Source organism: Rhodococcus sp. SJ-3, assembly GCF_051918125.1.
Taxonomy (GTDB): domain Bacteria; phylum Actinomycetota; class Actinomycetes; order Mycobacteriales; family Mycobacteriaceae; genus Rhodococcus.
This window is the reverse complement of sequence record NZ_CM123306.1, coordinates 5,231,604-5,247,421: the sequence shown is the minus strand read 5'-3', so window position 1 is coordinate 5,247,421 and position 15,818 is coordinate 5,231,604. Positions and strand designations below refer to the sequence as shown.

At 68.3% G+C, this 15,818-nt stretch carries 16 protein-coding genes; 1 reads left to right on the top strand and 15 read right to left on the bottom strand.

Annotated features, from left to right (window positions below; genetic code table 11):
* Positions 1–13: 13 nt before the first annotated feature.
* The 10 genes from ACTDXD_RS24445 to pafA form a co-directional block, all read right to left on the bottom strand.
* Complete coding sequence (locus tag ACTDXD_RS24445) at positions 14–1,012, bottom strand: serine/threonine dehydratase (protein ID WP_440124762.1); 999 nt, start codon at positions 1,010–1,012, stop codon at positions 14–16.
* The gene (locus ACTDXD_RS24440; protein WP_440124761.1) at positions 994–1,305 is read right to left on the bottom strand and encodes a hypothetical protein; all 312 of its coding nucleotides are present in this window, start codon (positions 1,303–1,305) and stop codon (positions 994–996) included. Before ACTDXD_RS24440 ends, ACTDXD_RS24445 begins: the two co-directional genes overlap by 19 nt.
* A 39-nt stretch (positions 1,306–1,344) precedes the next feature.
* Positions 1,345–1,590 carry a helix-turn-helix transcriptional regulator gene (locus ACTDXD_RS24435; RefSeq protein WP_440124760.1) on the bottom strand — a complete coding sequence of 82 codons (246 nt, stop codon included), beginning with the start codon at positions 1,588–1,590 and terminating at the stop codon, positions 1,345–1,347.
* A gap of 141 nt (positions 1,591–1,731) precedes the next feature.
* Complete coding sequence (locus ACTDXD_RS24430; RefSeq protein WP_440124759.1) at positions 1,732–2,598, bottom strand: DUF4333 domain-containing protein; 867 nt, start codon at positions 2,596–2,598, stop codon at positions 1,732–1,734.
* Positions 2,599–2,763: 165 nt separating this feature from the next.
* The gene (locus ACTDXD_RS24425; RefSeq protein WP_440124758.1) at positions 2,764–5,490 is read right to left on the bottom strand and encodes a DEAD/DEAH box helicase; all 2,727 of its coding nucleotides are present in this window, start codon (positions 5,488–5,490) and stop codon (positions 2,764–2,766) included.
* Entirely contained in the window at positions 5,490–6,419 is a 930-nt protein-coding gene (gene tatC / locus ACTDXD_RS24420) for a twin-arginine translocase subunit TatC (protein ID WP_440124757.1), read from the bottom strand. Before tatC ends, ACTDXD_RS24425 begins: the two co-directional genes overlap by 1 nt.
* 100 nt (positions 6,420–6,519) lie before the next feature.
* The gene (tatA, locus tag ACTDXD_RS24415) at positions 6,520–6,780 is read right to left on the bottom strand and encodes a Sec-independent protein translocase subunit TatA (protein WP_440124756.1); all 261 of its coding nucleotides are present in this window, start codon (positions 6,778–6,780) and stop codon (positions 6,520–6,522) included.
* 135 nt (positions 6,781–6,915) lie between these two features.
* The gene (locus tag ACTDXD_RS24410) at positions 6,916–7,890 is read right to left on the bottom strand and encodes a helix-turn-helix transcriptional regulator (protein WP_440124755.1); all 975 of its coding nucleotides are present in this window, start codon (positions 7,888–7,890) and stop codon (positions 6,916–6,918) included.
* Positions 7,887–8,933, bottom strand: a complete 1,047-nt coding sequence (locus ACTDXD_RS24405) for a helix-turn-helix transcriptional regulator (protein WP_440124754.1) — start codon at positions 8,931–8,933, stop codon at positions 7,887–7,889. The genes ACTDXD_RS24410 and ACTDXD_RS24405 overlap by 4 nt, the downstream gene beginning before the upstream one ends.
* Before the next feature lie 92 nt (positions 8,934–9,025).
* Entirely contained in the window at positions 9,026–10,384 is a 1,359-nt protein-coding gene (pafA, locus tag ACTDXD_RS24400; protein ID WP_440124753.1) for a Pup--protein ligase, read from the bottom strand.
* A 62-nt stretch (positions 10,385–10,446) separates the two neighbouring features.
* On the opposite strand from pafA, the gene ACTDXD_RS24395 reads away from it, so the two are divergent.
* Positions 10,447–11,928 carry a bifunctional phosphatase PAP2/diacylglycerol kinase family protein gene (locus ACTDXD_RS24395; protein ID WP_440124752.1) on the top strand — a complete coding sequence of 494 codons (1,482 nt, stop codon included), beginning with the start codon at positions 10,447–10,449 and terminating at the stop codon, positions 11,926–11,928.
* On the opposite strand, the gene prcA is transcribed toward ACTDXD_RS24395, so the two are convergent.
* The 5 genes from prcA to ACTDXD_RS24370 form a co-directional block, all read right to left on the bottom strand.
* The gene (gene prcA, locus ACTDXD_RS24390) at positions 11,913–12,689 is read right to left on the bottom strand and encodes a proteasome subunit alpha (protein WP_440124751.1); all 777 of its coding nucleotides are present in this window, start codon (positions 12,687–12,689) and stop codon (positions 11,913–11,915) included. The two genes, ACTDXD_RS24395 and prcA, sit on opposite strands and share 16 nt — an antisense overlap.
* On the bottom strand, positions 12,686–13,540 hold the full coding sequence (gene prcB, locus ACTDXD_RS24385) for a proteasome subunit beta (RefSeq protein ID WP_440124750.1): 855 nt from the start codon (positions 13,538–13,540) through the stop codon (positions 12,686–12,688). Before prcB ends, prcA begins: the two co-directional genes overlap by 4 nt.
* Entirely contained in the window at positions 13,537–13,728 is a 192-nt protein-coding gene (locus tag ACTDXD_RS24380) for a ubiquitin-like protein Pup (protein WP_169690235.1), read from the bottom strand. Before ACTDXD_RS24380 ends, prcB begins: the two co-directional genes overlap by 4 nt.
* A gap of 163 nt (positions 13,729–13,891) precedes the next feature.
* Positions 13,892–15,385 (bottom strand): depupylase/deamidase Dop, encoded by a 1,494-nt coding sequence (gene dop, locus ACTDXD_RS24375; RefSeq protein WP_440124749.1) that lies wholly within the window; start codon positions 15,383–15,385, stop codon positions 13,892–13,894.
* A gap of 10 nt (positions 15,386–15,395) precedes the next feature.
* Entirely contained in the window at positions 15,396–15,800 is a 405-nt protein-coding gene (locus tag ACTDXD_RS24370) for a nitroreductase family deazaflavin-dependent oxidoreductase (protein WP_440124748.1), read from the bottom strand.
* Between the last annotated feature and the right edge of the window lie 18 nt (positions 15,801–15,818).

Below are 15,818 nucleotides of genomic sequence, written 5' to 3'. Positions count from 1 at the left end.
TCGCGGCGATCGATCAGCCCAGGTCGGCTACCGCGGTGTTGGCGCCGCAGAGAACCACGCACAGGGTCCGGCCCGCGGCAGGCGTGACCGTCCCCGCCAGAACGGGCGCGAGCGCCGCGGCCGTGCCGTGTTCGACGACGATGCGTAGCTCGTCCCACAACCAGCGTCGCGCGTCGACGATAGCGGCGTCGTCGACGACGAGACTGTCGATACGTCCGCTGCTCGCCGCAGCCCACGCGAGGTTCCCGATGCGGGTGGCACCGAGCGAATCGGCGGCGATGCTGTCCACCTCGATATCGATCGGTCCCCCCGCGGCCAGCGCACGGTGCAGGGCGGCAGCACCGGCCGGTTCGACGCCGTGGATCACGTCGGTGTCGCGGGCGCCGGCGGTGACCCCGGCGACCAGTCCCCCGCCTCCGACTGCGACAAGACACTCCATGGGAGACCCGATCTGTTCGGCCAGTTCGAGCGCGATGGTACCGGCGCCGGCGACGATGTCCGGTAGGTCGTAGGCGTGCAACGTCACGGCGCCGAGTTCACCGGCGAGAGTCGCGGCGTGCGCTGCGGCGTCGGCATAGGACCAGCCCGCCCGGTGCACGGTCGCGCCGAGCCGCCGCAACCGGTCGAGCTTCGCCGGTGGCACGGCGTCGGGAACAACGACGGTGCAGGGTGTGCCCCAGTATCGGGCCGCCCAGGCGGCACCGATAGCGGCGTTGCCGCCGGAGGCGATGAGTACGCCCGCAGCGGGGAGCGTGCCGTTCTCGCGGGCGCGGCCGAGCGCGTTGAGGCTGCCGCGGACCTTGAAGGATCCACCGTGCTGCAAGTATTCGAGTTTGAATACCACCTCGACCGGGCCGTTCGGGGTGGGCACCGCTGCCGTGACGATCGGGGTGCGCCGCACGATCGAGGTGATGCGGCGTGCAGCGTCGACGACGGACTCGTGATCGACCGCTGTGGCCGGTGCTGTTGCTCGGGGGTTGTCGTGGTCGGAGCTCACCGGTACACGATCCATCCGAAGAGCCCGAACTGCACGATCGCGTCGGCGACGTCACCGTCGATCAGGCGGGGGTTCTCGGCGCGGACCGCGTCACGAGTGTGCGCATAGTGGGCGTCATCGTCGAGGAGTATCGTGCTGATCCCGCGTTGCGCGACACTCCCGTCGATGATGTGGATCGTGCCACCTGTCTCCGTGATACGTGCGGTGGCGACGCCGTCCCATTCCTCGACTGTCGCCCACGCGGCGACTCCGCCGCCCTCGATGGCCTCACGCAGGATCTGGCCGATCAGCTCGCTCGTCGGGTGCACTGCGCGAGCGTAGCGGATCGCCGCACAACCACGAGAGCACTACGGTTTCTCGTGCGGATCCGGAGTGTCGACCCAGAAGAACACCTCCTGTACCTGCCGGTCGAACGCGGCGCTGATGCGCATTGCCACATCCAAGCTCGGTTGCTGCTGTGTGCGTTCGAGGGAGCCGATCGTCTGCGCGTGTGTCCCGGTCAGGATCGCCAACTGGTGGCGGGACAGTCTACGTGTGCTCCGGAGTTCCCGAACGACATTGCCGATGCGGCGTTCCGTCCTGTGTCGAGACATGGTCTCCATGTTAGGAAAACACAATAGTTCAATGTAGTTTTCGAACCAGTTCGGTGGGTCCGCGGAAGTTGGAGCCGCGCAGAAATCCCCGCCCACGGGCAGTGAGCGGGGATTTCGGATGACACGCTCCGGTGGAAACGGTCAGTTCGGGCGGCTGACCTCGTAGGTGCCGTTGTCGTCGGTGAACGTCAACGTCACCGAACGGTGCTGCCCGTCGACGGTGAGGGTGCATTCGAAACTCGCCCCGGCCTCGACCTTCTGATCACCCGGGCACGACACGTCACCGACTTCCTGCGCGCCGTACGACTCGGTGAGGACCTGCGCCACACCGGCCTGCGCGGCCTCGGAATCGAGAGTGGTACCGCCGCCGAGAGTCATGAACCCGATCACCGCGACGATCACCACCACGAGCACACCGACGCCGCCGAGGATCAACGGCAGCTTCGAGCGAGTGCCCCCGGGTGTTCCGTCCGGGTGGTGCGGCGGCTGCCACGGTCCACTACCGGGTTGCTGTTGCTGTGCTCCCCACCCGGGTTGGCCTCCCGGCCCGGGGGCCGGCTGCTGCCAGGGCTGCCCGGGCTGTCCCTGCGGGGGCCACTGCTGTCCACCCATCTGACCCGGCTGCTGTCCGGGCTGTCCCCACCCGGGCTGAGCCGACGGCGTCGTGGGTGTGCCCCAGGGCTGCGGACCGGCACCCGACGAGCTCGGGGCACCCCACTGCGGGGCCTGCTGACCCCACTGGTCGTTGGACTGTGGGGCCTGCCCACCGTGTGGTGCGCCCCACGCGGGCGCTCCGGCCTGACCGGGCTGTTGTTGCTGTCCCCACTGCTGGTGCGATTGCTGCCCCCACTGTTGCGTCGGCGCCGCAGAGTCTCCGCCCGGGGCGGCACCCCACTGCGGCGTCGGTGGCTGCGGCGATGCAGGCTCGACGCCGGACGGGGGCGGGGCCCACGGGTCGCGTGCCTGCTCGTTCCCGTTCGGGTCCTGCGGTTCGTTCGGGCCGGTCATCGTCGCCTCCACTCGGCATCGTTCATAGGTTCAGCGTAATGCTCACCAACGTTCGGTCCCCCGTGTGGTAGCGGGCGTATCAAATCACACATACCGGACCGGTGGGAGACCGCCCACGCCTCGGCCTCGGTCACCTGGGCACTCATGCCTCGGTCACCTGGGCACTCATGCCGCGGTCGCATCGACGGCCACGACCCCACGGCGAATCGCGGCGACCGCCCGTCCCGCCGCCTTCGCCAACGCCGGATCCTGCGCGGTCGTGCGAATCTGATCGAGCAGATCGATCAACTGTCGACACCACCGCACGAAGTCACCGGGCGAAAGTTCACTGCCCGCGGCAACGGCCGCCAACAGCGACTCGGTCAACGACGCGGTACCCGCCCAGGTGTAGGCAGCGGAGACGAACCCGAAATCCGGCTCGCGGGTCGTCGGCAACCGATGACGCAGCTCATCGGCCCGCAGCGCGTCGCACAGCTGTACCGTGTCGGCCAAAGCCCGCCGGATCGGACCGGTCGGGCCCCGCACCTCCGGCGCATCATCGCCCCGCGACTCGAAAATCACCGTCGAGACGACCGCGGCGAGCTCCGCCGGCGAGAGCCCCGCCCACACCCCGGCGCGCAGACACTCGGCGACCAGCAGATCCGATTCGGTGTAGATCCGGGCGAGCCGTTCCCCCGCGTCGGTCGTCGCCGGATCGTCCCCACCGGTCAGGTAACCGCGCTCCGACAGCAACAACACGATCCGTTCGAACGTGCGCGCCAGCGAATCGGTGGTCGCCTCCGTCTTGCGTCGCTGATGCTCGGTGTCGCGCAACAACCGGTTGTAGCGTTCCCCGACCCGCGCCAACGCCTCCACCTCCGGGTTCGCCCGCGCCGGGTGCGTGCGCAGCGCGCGGCGCAACGCGTCGATCTCGCGGGTATCGCCGCCGGTGCGGGACCGCTTCGCTCGACGCGGCGGCACCAGACCCTTCGACCGCAACGCCGACGAGATATCCCGCCTGCCACGTCCGGTCCGCGGATCGGCGTGCCGCGGCAACTTCAATCGCCCCACCACCACCGCCGGGGTGGGGAAGTCTCCCGCCGAGAGCCGCCCCGACCAGCCGTCGGCGGTCACCACGTAGGGACGCGGATCGGTGACATCATGGTCCGGGTCGATGATCACCGCCAGCCCGGTGCGCCGCCCCGCCGGAACCGCGACGATCTCCCCGGGGCGCAACGCCACCAGCGACGCGACCGATTCCTGCCGCCGATCCTGCCGCTTCTTCCGCTCGTGCTGCCGCTCGGCGTCGGTCAGATCGGCCCGCAACCGCACGTAATCGAAGATCTCGCTGTCGGCGCCGCCGAGCTGCTCGCGCATCTTTTCCAGCTGCTGTTCGTTACGTGCGATGCCGCGGGTGGCGCCGACGACCGACTTGTCGGCCTGGAACTGCGCGAACGACATCTCGAGCAGCGCGCGGGACCGCTGCACCCCGACCGCGTCGATCAGGTTGACCGCCATGTTGTACGACGGGCGGAACGAACTGCGCAGCGGGAAGGTACGGGTCGAGGCCAGACCCGCGACGGCGGCCGGTTCCACACCCGGCTGCCACAACACCACCGCGTGGCCCTCGACGTCGATACCGCGACGACCGGCCCGGCCGGTGAGTTGCGTGTACTCGCCGGGGGTCAGTTCCGCGTGGGTTTCCCCGTTGTATTTGACCAACCGTTCGAGCACCACCGTGCGGGCAGGCATGTTGATGCCCAACGCGAGGGTTTCGGTGGCGAACACCGCCCGCACCAGACCACGCACGAACAGTTCCTCGACGGTGTGCCGGAACGCAGGCAACATTCCCGCGTGATGCGCGGCGATACCGCGCTCGAGGGCAGTGCGCCACGACGCGAACCCCAACACCTCGAGGTCGGCGCGCGGCAACTCGCGGGTGTGCTCGGTGACGATCCGCCGGATTTCGGCGGCTTCGTCGTCGGTGGTCAGATGCAGCCCGGACCGCAGGCACTGGGACACCGCCGCGTCGCAACCGGCGCGGGAGAACACGAAGGTGATCGCGGGCAGCAGCCCTTCGGCGTCGAGGCGGACGATCACATCGGGTCGGGGAATCGGCCGGAAGGTGCTTCGTCCGCGCGACTGCCACCGATCACCGTCGATGCTGGCGCGGCGCCGCACCTGCGCTGCCAGTTCCGGATCGACCACGACCCCGCGGCGTCGCTCCGCTACGGGAGTATCGGTGGGTTCGGCGCGGGTATCGAACAGGTCGTAGAGCCGGGGCCCGACCATCATGTGCTGGTGCAGCGGAATGGGGCGCACCTCGTCGACGACGACCGCGGTGTCGCCACGCACCGTGGTCATCCAGTCACCGAACTCCTCGGCGTTGGACACCGTCGCGGACAGGCTCACCAACCGGACATCCTCCGGCAGGTGCAGGATCACCTCTTCCCACACCGCGCCCCGGAACCGGTCGGCGAGGAAATGCACTTCGTCCATCACCACATGGCTCAGCCCGATGAGGGTCGGCGACGACGCGTAGAGCATGTTGCGCAGGACTTCGGTGGTCATCACCACCACCGGCGCATTCGGGTTGATCGACTGGTCGCCGGTGAGCAACCCCACCTGTTGCTTACCGTGCCGGGCGCACAGATCGGCGTACTTCTGGTTGCTCAGCGCCTTGATCGGGGTGGTGTAGAAGCATTTGGTGCCTGCATGGACCGCCAGGTGCACCGCGAACTCCCCGACAACGGTTTTGCCCGCGCCGGTGGGTGCGCACACCAACACCGAGTGCCCGCCCTCGAGCGCGCGGCACGCCTGCTGTTGGAACGGATCGAGTGGGAACGGCAGGCCGGCTGCGAACACCGTCAACTGGGGCGCAGTCTCGGCCGACGACATGTCGGGGGTGTCCATCACAGGGTGTCGGAATAGTCGGTGGCGGCCGGTGCCGGTTTCTCGACCGGGGTCGGTGCCGCAATGGACGAACCTTCCTCGTCGTCGAGGTCGCCCCAGCCTTCGTCGCGGGCCTTGCGAGCGCGGCGCTTGTCGTTCAGGCGCGCGATCTGGATGGAGAACTCGACCAGGATCGTCAGCGCCAACGCCAACGCCAGCATCGAGAACGGGTCCTGGCCGGGGGTGGCGATCGCCGCGAACACGAACACCGCCATGATCAGGCCACGCCGCCACGCCTGGAGCTTTTCGTACGACAGCATCCCCACCGCGTTGAGTGCGACGAGCACCAGCGGGATCTCGAACGACACCCCGAAGATCACCAGCAGGTTGATCATGAATCCGAAGTACTCGGAACCCGACAGCGCGGTGACCTGCACATCGTTGCCGACAGTCAACAGGAACGACAACGCGTGGGTGACCACAAGATACGCCAGGACCGCACCGGCGACGAACAACACCGCGCCGGAAGTGACGAACCCGACGGCGTACCGGCGTTCCTTCGCATAGAGACCGGGAGTGATGAACGCCCACAGTTGGTAGAGCCACACCGGGCAGGCGAGCACCACACCCGCGGTGGCCGCGACCTTCAATCGCAGCATGAACTGTTCGAACGGGCCGGTGGCCAGCAGATAGCAACCGCCGTCACTGCTGAAATCGGCGCGCGCGGACGCGGGCAGCGAACAGTACGGTTCGAGCAGGATCGCACCGAGACTCGACGTGCCGAACGGGCCGTGGCTGTACCAGAAGAACCCGGCGATGGTAGTGACGATCACCGCGGCAACGGCGATGAGCAACCGCGTGCGCAGCTCGTAGAGATGCTCGACCAGCGACATGTTGCCGTCGGGGTTGGTCTTGCGCCGACTGCGGCGTGGATCGAACGGGATGCGCACGGTGCGGGTCTCAGCTCCTGTCAGGGCCACCACCGTGGTGGGGGCACTGGGTCAGCGGAAACCGGGACACCCGGCGGGTGCCCCGGTGGGGAGAAGTCGATCAGGCCGACCGCTGGTCGGGCTGCGTCACCTTCTGGGTCGACACCTGGGTCGGCTCGGTCACGGTCGGCGCCGGCAACGGGTTCGGCGTCGGCTGAGCGGGCGTCGGAGCGTCGTCGTTCTGCATCTCCTTGACCTCACTCTTGAAGATCCGGAGCGAACGGCCCAGACCGCGCGCGGCATCCGGCAGCTTCTTCGAGCCGAACAAGATGATGACGACCAACGCGACGATGGCCCAGTGCCACGGGCTCATTGCACCCATTTACAACCTCCACTGATTGGCTCTGCACGATGCTACCGGACAGCAGCACATCGGCGGCCCCGAGAACGCGGTTCGACGCAGTGTTCGCACAGCGTTCACATCACGGTCGTTTCATTCCCCCCTCGGTTCTGTGATTCACACCGAGGGCTCGTCACCAAGCGCGGCGTAGGCGTCGAGCGCGGCCACCGCCCGCTCCCGGACCGCGTCACGCAGAGGGCCCGGACCGAGCACGGTCACACCGGCGCCGAGCCCCACCACCAGGCGCACCAACCACTCCGGCGACGCGAACCGCAGCACCGCTTCACAGCCGCCGTCGGGCAGCACCACCGCGTCGGTGAGCGGGTAGTAGTCGAGCAGCCAGGTGTAGGACGGGGCGATCCGCAACCGCGCGGCCGGAAGCGAAGGATCTCCCGCGAACAACTCGAGGTGCTCGTCGACATCGAGTGACTGCTGCGGGGGCCGCGCGGGTTCGTCGAGGACCCGCGCCTCGTCGATCCGGTCGAAGCGGAACAGCCGCACCCCTTCAGCCGTGCGGCACCACGCCTGCAGATATGTGTGTTCGTCGACGAGCACAATGCGGATCGGATCGACGTCGCGTTCGGAGACGGTGTCGCGGGACGCCGAATAGTAGGTCAGATGTACCGCACGCCTGTCCCGGACTGCATCCCGCACCCGCGCCGCGACGGGATCGTCGGGAACCGGGGCGATCGCAGTCTCGGGTCCGGCCGCAGCGCTTCCGGCGGCCGCCTCGATTTTGGCGATGGCGCTCTGCGCCGCCGTCGGATCGACCACCCCGGGCATCTCGAGCAGCGACCGCAGTGCCACGAGCAACACCGTCGCCTCGGTGGAGGTCAACCGCAGTGGCCGGTCGATACCCGCGGTGAAGGTCACCACGATGCTTTCCTCGGAGAACGACAGGTCGATCAGATCGCCGGGCCCGTAGCCGGGCAGCCCGCACACCCACAGCTGATTGAGATCGTCCATGATCTGTTTCGGGGTGACCCCCAGATCGCGGGCGGCAGCGGCCGCGCTGATCCCGGGACGCGCAGTGAAATACGGCACCAGATTCAGCAGCCGGGTCAATCGCCCCGCCAGTCGGGTACTGCTCACCGCTGTTCCTCCCCCACCGTCTCGTCGTCCGCGCTCTCGCCGGTGGCTCCGCCTGGTGCTGTCGCTCCGCCTGCCGCGACCTGTGCCAGGATCCGCCGGACCTCGTCGCGCAACTCGGGTGGGTCGAGCACCAACGCGTCGGCACCCTGCCCCGCGAGGGTACGGGCGATCCATTCTCCGGCGCGCAGCGGCACCTCGACCACACTGCCGGCGCGACCCCCGACCTGCCGAGAACCCCGGTCACGGCCGAGCCGGCGTACCTCGTATGCGCGGCCGGCGGCCACCCACACCCGCGCCGTCCCGGTCACATCGCCGGGGCGGGTCGCGGCGAGCACCCGGGCCCGCAGATCCACCTGCTCGGGGATCTGCACCGCACCCGGCGCACCGACCGCGGTGACCTCATCGGAGATCCGCGACAGGCGGAAGGTACGAGTCGCGTCCCGGTCCCGGTCGTGCCCCACCAGATACCAGCGACCGTGCACCGTCACCACACCCCACGGCTCGACCGTGCGCAGCGTCCACGGGTCGGTGGGCGCGCTGCGATGCTCGAACTGCACGGCCTGCCGCTCGTCGACCGCGGTGAGCAACTTCTGCAAGGCCGGTTCGGAACCGCGGGCCCGCGCCGGGATCGCCGCGACCGTGCCCGCCGGGTCGGCGTCGACCTGCACCCCCGCGGCCCGCAACTTGAGCAACGCGCCCTGCGCCGCCGACGTCAACTCCGGTGATTCCCACAGGGCGGCCGCGACCGCCACCGCCGCGGTTTCCTCCCGGCTCAGGTCGATCTCCGGCAACGCATAGGCGTCCCGGTTGATCCGATACCCCTCGACCGTCGAATACCGCGACGCCAACCCTGTCTCGAGGGGAATCCCGAGGTCGCGGAGTTCGTTCTTGTCGCGTTCGAACATGCGGCTGAACGCCTCGTCGCTCGCGCACTCCGCGTAGCCCGCCACCGACGCCCGGATCTTCTCCGCGGTGAGGAACTGACGGGTCGACAGCAACGCGATGACCAGGTTGACCAACCGTTCGACTTTCGAAATCGCCACAGGCCAACCCTAATGCCCCCGGCGCCCGGTCGCCCCGCCCCCATCCCACCGAGGCGGGACACGCGGGTAGAGCAACCCGTCCGGCAGTGAAGCTACATCGAGGCGATGAGCCGCTCGACCCGTTCATCGACGGACCGGAACGGGTCCTTGCACAACACCGTGCGCTGCGCCTGATCATTGAGCTTGAGATGCACCCAGTCGACGGTGAAATCGCGGCCCGCTTCCTGCGCCGCCGCGATGAAATCACCACGCAACTTCGCGCGGGTCGTCTGCGGCGGCGTCTCCACCGCCCGATCCACCGCCTCGTCGGTGGTCAACCGTGTCGCCAAACCCTTGCGCTGCAACAGATCGAACACACCCCGACCACGTTTGATGTCGTGATACGCCAGATCCAGCTGCGCGATCTTCGGATCCGACAACTCCATGTCGTACCGATCCTGGTACCGCTGGAACAGTTTGCGTTTGATCACCCAGTCGACCTCGGTGTCGACCTTCGCGAAATCCTGCGATTCGACGGCATCGAGCACTCGACCCCACAGATCCACCACCTGCGCCACATGCGCATCCGGCTCACGGTGCCGCAGATACTCCACCGCCCGCGCGTGGTACTCGCGTTGAATGTCGAGAGCGCTGGCCTGCCGCCCGCCCGCCAGACGCACCGGGCGTCGCCCGGTCATATCGTGACTGACCTCGCGGATCGCACGAATCGGATTGTCCAACGCGAAATCACGGAACGAGATCCCGGCCTCGATCATCTCGAGCACCAACGACGCCGACCCCACCTTGAGCATCGTCGTGGTTTCCGACATGTTCGAATCGCCCACGATCACATGAAGCCGACGGTACTTCTCGGCATCGGCGTGCGGTTCGTCGCGGGTGTTGATGATCGGCCGCGACCGCGTCGTCGCCGACGACACCCCTTCCCAGATGTGTTCGGCACGCTGCGACAGACAGAAAGTGGCCGCCTTCGGTGTCTGCAGCACCTTCCCGGCCCCGCAGATCAACTGCCGCGTCACCAGGAACGGCAACAACACATCGGAGATCCGCGAGAACTCCCCGACGCGGGCCACCAAGAAATTCTCGTGGCACCCGTACGAATTCCCGGCCGAATCGGTGTTGTTCTTGAACAGGTAGATGTCACCGCCGATACCTTCCTCGGCGAGACGTTCCTCCGCATCGACAAGCAGATCCTCGAGCACCCGCTCCCCCGCATGATCGTGCTCGACCAACTGAAGCAGATCGTCGCACTCGGCGGTCGCGTACTCCGGGTGGGAACCCACATCGAGATACAGGCGTGCCCCGTTCCGAAGGAACACATTCGAGCTGCGACCCCACGACACCACCCGCCGGAACAGATAGCGGGCCACCTCGTCCGGGCTCAACCTGCGATGCCCGTGGAAGGTGCACGTGACGCCGAACTCCGTCTCGATACCCATGATTCGTCGCTGCACACTTCGACAGTACCGCGCACACACAACACCGAGGGGGCGCAACGCATCTACAGTTCTCAGCTGTGACCTTCCATCGACACACCCGGGAAGCCGACCACGCGCTCTTCGCACTCACCGACCGCGTCCCCACCGCCGTCGACCCGCTCTTCCGGCGCCTGACCCGCAGCGCCGACCACAGTGTGCTGTGGATAGGGTGCGCCGCCGTGTGCGTCCTGTGCGGCGGTCGCGCCCGCCGCGGCGCGGTCCGCGGACTGGCCTCCGTGGCCGGGGCCAGCGCCCTGGCCAACGGCGTCCTCAAACCATTGCTGCCGCGCCGACGACCACCGTCCCGCACCGACCCGCGATTCGCGCGGCGCCTCGTGCCGATCCCGACGTCCTCGTCGTTCCCGTCCGGACATTCCGCCTCCGCGGCAGCGTTCGTCACGGGTGTCGCCCTCGAATCACCGGTGGCGGGCGCCGCACTGGCTCCGCTCGCGGCCGCCGTCGCCTATTCGCGAGTGCACACCGGGGTGCATTGGCCCGGCGATGTGCTCGTCGGCGCGGTCGCCGGCGCCGCGGTCGCGTTGTCCACCCGCCGCTGGTGGGCGGTCCGCGCCGCCGAACCGGCCCGAGCCGACACCGCCGCCGACGCCCCGGCCCTGCCCGACGGTCACGGACTGCTGGTGGTGGTCAACCCGCAGTCCGGCAGCAGCGACACCACCGCCGCCGATCTGACCGACCTACTCCCCCGGGCACGCATCGAACTGCTCGACCCCGACACCGAACTCGGGCCGTACCTCGACCGGCTCATCACCGACGCCCGCCCCGCCGCGGTGGGAGTGTGCGGCGGAGACGGCACGGTCGCGACAGTCGCCGCCGCAGCGCACCGTCACGCGCTGCCACTCGCAGTCTTCCCCGGCGGCACCCTCAACCACTTCGCGGTGGACGTCGGAGCCCGCACCGCCGCTGACACCGCGCACGCGGTCACCGGCGGTCTGGCAGCGCGCATCGACCTCGGGGCGGTGACCATCACCGGCCCCGGCGGACACAGCGACCGGCTCTTCCTGAACACCACCAGTCTCGGCGGCTACCCCGATGCGGTGCGGCTCCGGGAAACATGGGAGCCGCGCATCGGGAAATGGCCCGCGGCGGCGGCCGCGATGGTCGCGGTGCTCGCTACCGCCGCCCCCATCCGAGCACGCGTGGACGGCGTCGAGACCGCACTGTGGCTACTGTTCGCCGGCAACGGCTGCTACCGGCCCACCGACCAAGTGCCCATGTCACGGACCGCGCTCGACGCAGGCACCCTCGACGTGCGCTACCTGCGCGCGGATCGACGCTGGTCCCGCATTCGACTGTTGTTCGCCGCAGCAACCGGCACCCTCGGCGCCAGCGGCGTGTACCGGCAGCGGGATGTGACCTCCGTGTCGGTGCAACTCGACGGTCCGCCGGTCGCGTTCGCCACCGACGGGGAGGCCAACGCCGACGGCACCGCCTTCGAAATGAAGGCGGTGCCGTCGGCGCTGACCGTGTATCGGTTACCGGACGCTCAGCTCGATCCCTGATCGGTACCGTCCTCGGCCTCCGGAGCGTCCTGCGTCACCGCCGGGGCCGACGCGGCGGGCAGCAGCGCGTCGAGGGCCGCACCGGAGATACGGCGAAACGCACGCCGCGGCCGGGACCGCTCGAGCACGGCCACCTCCAACTCTCCGCGCCCGAGGACCCGGCCCGTGGTGTCCGCCCCCGTGGAAGTGCCCTTCTGCAGCGCGGACACCGCCACTTGCACAGCGTCCGCCAATCCCAGACCCGGCCGGTACGACTCGCGGACCGCCGCCAGGATCGGCTCGGTGTTGCCGCCCATCACCACGAACTGCGGTTCGTCGACGATCGACCCGTCGTAGGTGATGCGATACAGCTGCGCCGACGCGGTATCGCCTGCCTGCCCGACCTCCGCGACACAGATCTCCACCTCGTACGGCTTGGGCTGGTCGGTGAAGATCGTCCCGAGGGTCTGCGCGTACGCATTCGCCAGCGACCGACCCGTCACATCACGCCGATCGTACGAATACCCGAGCATGTCTGCGCGCATGATCCCGGAGCGCCGCAACGCCTCGAACTCGTTGTACTTGCCGACCGCAGCGAACCCGAGCCGGTCGTACAACTCACTGATCTTGTGCAGCGCCTTCGACGGATTCTCCGCCACGAACACCACACCGTCCGCATAGATCAACGCGATCACACTGCGGCCCCGGGCAATACCCTTACGGGCCAACTCCGAGCGATCCCGCATGATCTGCTCGGCGGACGCGTAATACGGCAACGTCATCGGGCACCTCCTGCCGCACGGTCGACCACGATTGCCTGCGCCAACTCGGCCAGATCCGCTTCCGGGACCACCATCGCCCCCGCCGCGGTGACCGACACCGCCGTCGGGTAGATTCCGCGGGTCGTGTCCGGACCCCCGGTTGCCGAATCATCATCGGCCGCGTCGTACAACGCCTCGACGGCGGTGCGCAGCGCCACCGCGGCGTCGGCATCGGCGCGATAGAGCTTCTTGAGCGCCGACTTCGCGAACACCGACCCGGACCCCACCGCGTGATACCCGGCGCGCTCCTCGTAGCGGCCCCCCACCACGTCGTACGACACGATCCGCCCCGCCCGACGCGGGTCCGGTGCATCCACATCGAAGCCGACGAGCAACGGCACCACCGCAAGACCCTGCATGGCCGCACCGAGATTGCCCCGCACCATCGACGCAAGCCGGTTCGCTTTGCCGTCGAAGGTCAGCGACACACCCTCGATCTTCTCGTAATGTTCGAGCTCGACCGCGAACAACCGCACCATCTCCACGGCCAAGCCCGCAGTACCGGCGATACCCGCCGCCGAATACGCATCGGTGACGAACACCTTCTCCACGTCCCGGGACGCAATCATGTTGCCCATCGTGGCCCGCCGATCACCGGCAAGAATCACCCCACCGTCGAACGTGACCGCCACGATCGTCGTGCCGTGCGGTGCGAGCTCACCGAAACTGCCCAGCTCACGCGCGAACCGGTTCTCCGGCAACAACTCCGGCGCATACGCCCGCAAGTGGTCGGTGAACGACGACAAGGGTGACGCGAGGTGCAGGCGCCCCTGCACCTCGCGGTAAGGAAGCGAGGATCTGTCCGCTGTCACTGGCCACCCTTCTGCACATACGCCCGGACGAAGTCCTCCGCATTCTCCTCGAGCACATCATCGATCTCGTCGAGGAGATCGTCGGTCTCCGAGGCCAGCTTCTCGCGGCGTTCCTGACCCGCACCGCCGTCGCCGGTCACCTCGTCGTCGTCTCCGCCGCCACCGCGTGTGGTCTGCTCCTGCGCCATAGCCGCGACCTCCTCCTGTACTCGAGTGGCACACGACCCCGGTCGGCGACCGTGCCGCACGCCACGACATTGATCTCCACACTACCGAGCAGACGCCCCCGCGCGCGGCGTCCCGGCGCGTGTCGCCGACCCACCACCGCACTGTCGCGGGCGGGTCCGACAGTCAGTGCGTGAGCTGATCGACCAGTTCCGCCGCGGACTGCGCCGTCTCGAGCAACTGCCCGACATGCGCGCGGCTGCCCCGCAACGGCTCGAGAGTCGGGATCCGCACCAGCGACTCACCACCGAGATCGAAGATCACCGAATCCCACGAGGCCGCCGCGATATCGGCACCGAACCGGCGCAGGCACTCACCACGGAAATACGCGCGGGTGTCCGCCGGCGGAGTGTGTACCGCATCGAGCACCTGTTGTTCGGTGACCAGACGTTGCATCGAACCGCGGGCCACGAGCCGGTTGTAGAGCCCCTTGTCGAGACGCACATCCGAATACTGCAGATCCACCATGTGCAGCCTCGGCGCCGACCAGGCCAGACTCTCCCGTTGCCGGAACCCTTCGAGCAATCGCAGCTTCGCGGGCCAGTCCAGCAGATCTGCGCATTCCATCGGGTCCCGCTCGAGCAGGTCGAGCACCAACGCCCACTTGTCGAGAATGTCGACGACCCGTGAATCGTCGGTGCCGTCATGGAACTTCGCGGCCCGCTCGTGGTAGAGCCGCTGCAACGCCAGACCCGTGACTTCCCGGCCATCGGACAATGCGACCGTTTTGCGCAGCGTCGGATCGTGACTGATGTGGTGCACCGCCGTGACCGGCCGCGCCAACTGCAGATCCGACAGATCGATGCCCGCTTCGATCAGATCGAGCACCAACGCCGTCGTACCGACCTTCAGGTACGTCGACATCTCCGCGAGGTTCGCGTCCCCGATGATCACATGCAGACGCCGATATTTGTCGGGGTCGGCGTGCGGTTCGTCGCGGGTATTGATGATGCCGCGCTTGAGGGTGGTCTCCAAGCCGACCTCGACCTCGATGTAATCGGCGCGCTGCGACAGCTGGAAACCGGGTTCGTCCCCGGACTGGCCGAGCCCCACCCGCCCGGACCCACAGATCACCTGCCGCGACGCAAAGAACGGCGTCAGTCCCGCCACCACCGCCGAGAACGGGGTGTCCCGCGCCATCAGATAGTTCTCGTGCGTGCCGTAGGAGGCGCCCTTGCCGTCGACGTTGTTCTTGTACAACTGCAGGCGCGGCGCCCCGGGCACACTCGACGCGTGCCTGGCCGCGGCCTCCATCACCCGCTCGCCGGCCTTGTCCCAGATCACCGCATCGAGCGGATCGGTAACTTCCGGCGCCGAGAACTCGGGGTGCGCATGATCGACATACAGCCGCGCCCCGTTGGTGAGGATCATGTTGGCCGCACCGACCTCATCGGCGTCGATCACCGGGGCGGGCCCGTTGAAACGCCCCAGATCGAAGCCACGCGCATCCCGCAGCGGTGACTCCACCTCGTAGTCCCAGCGGGTCCGCTTCGCGCGCGGCACCCCCGCCGCCGCCGCATACGCCAGCACCGCCTGGGTGGATGTGAGGATGGGGTTCGCTGTGGGGTCACTGGGCGACGAAATCCCGTACTCGACCTCGATACCGATGATCCGCTGCATACCGTCGAGACTAGGTGATCGACGAGTCCGCGCCAGCGCGGCAGGCCACGCAATCCAGATAGCTCGACGCATCGATCAACCGCAACACCGCCGCGACCGGCCACGGCGCCCATCCCGCGCGCGGATCCTCGCCGATACTCGGGTCGGACACCGGCACTCGCCGACCACGGGTGAGTATCACCGCGGCCCCGGCAGCCCGCACATTGCGCACCCAATCGGTATCGGTGCCGTAGGTCAACGCCACCCGAAAACGTGCCCCGTCGGTGAACAGCAACACCGGGGTCCGGTACCGCCGACCGGACCGGCGACCGCGATGCTCGACGACGCCGGCGCCCGGCAGATACCGGGCCACCGGCGTCGCGATCCGGTTGGTGACCACCCGATTGGCTCGGGCCAACGCGCGTGGCAACGGCATGATGCACCCCTGTGCCGG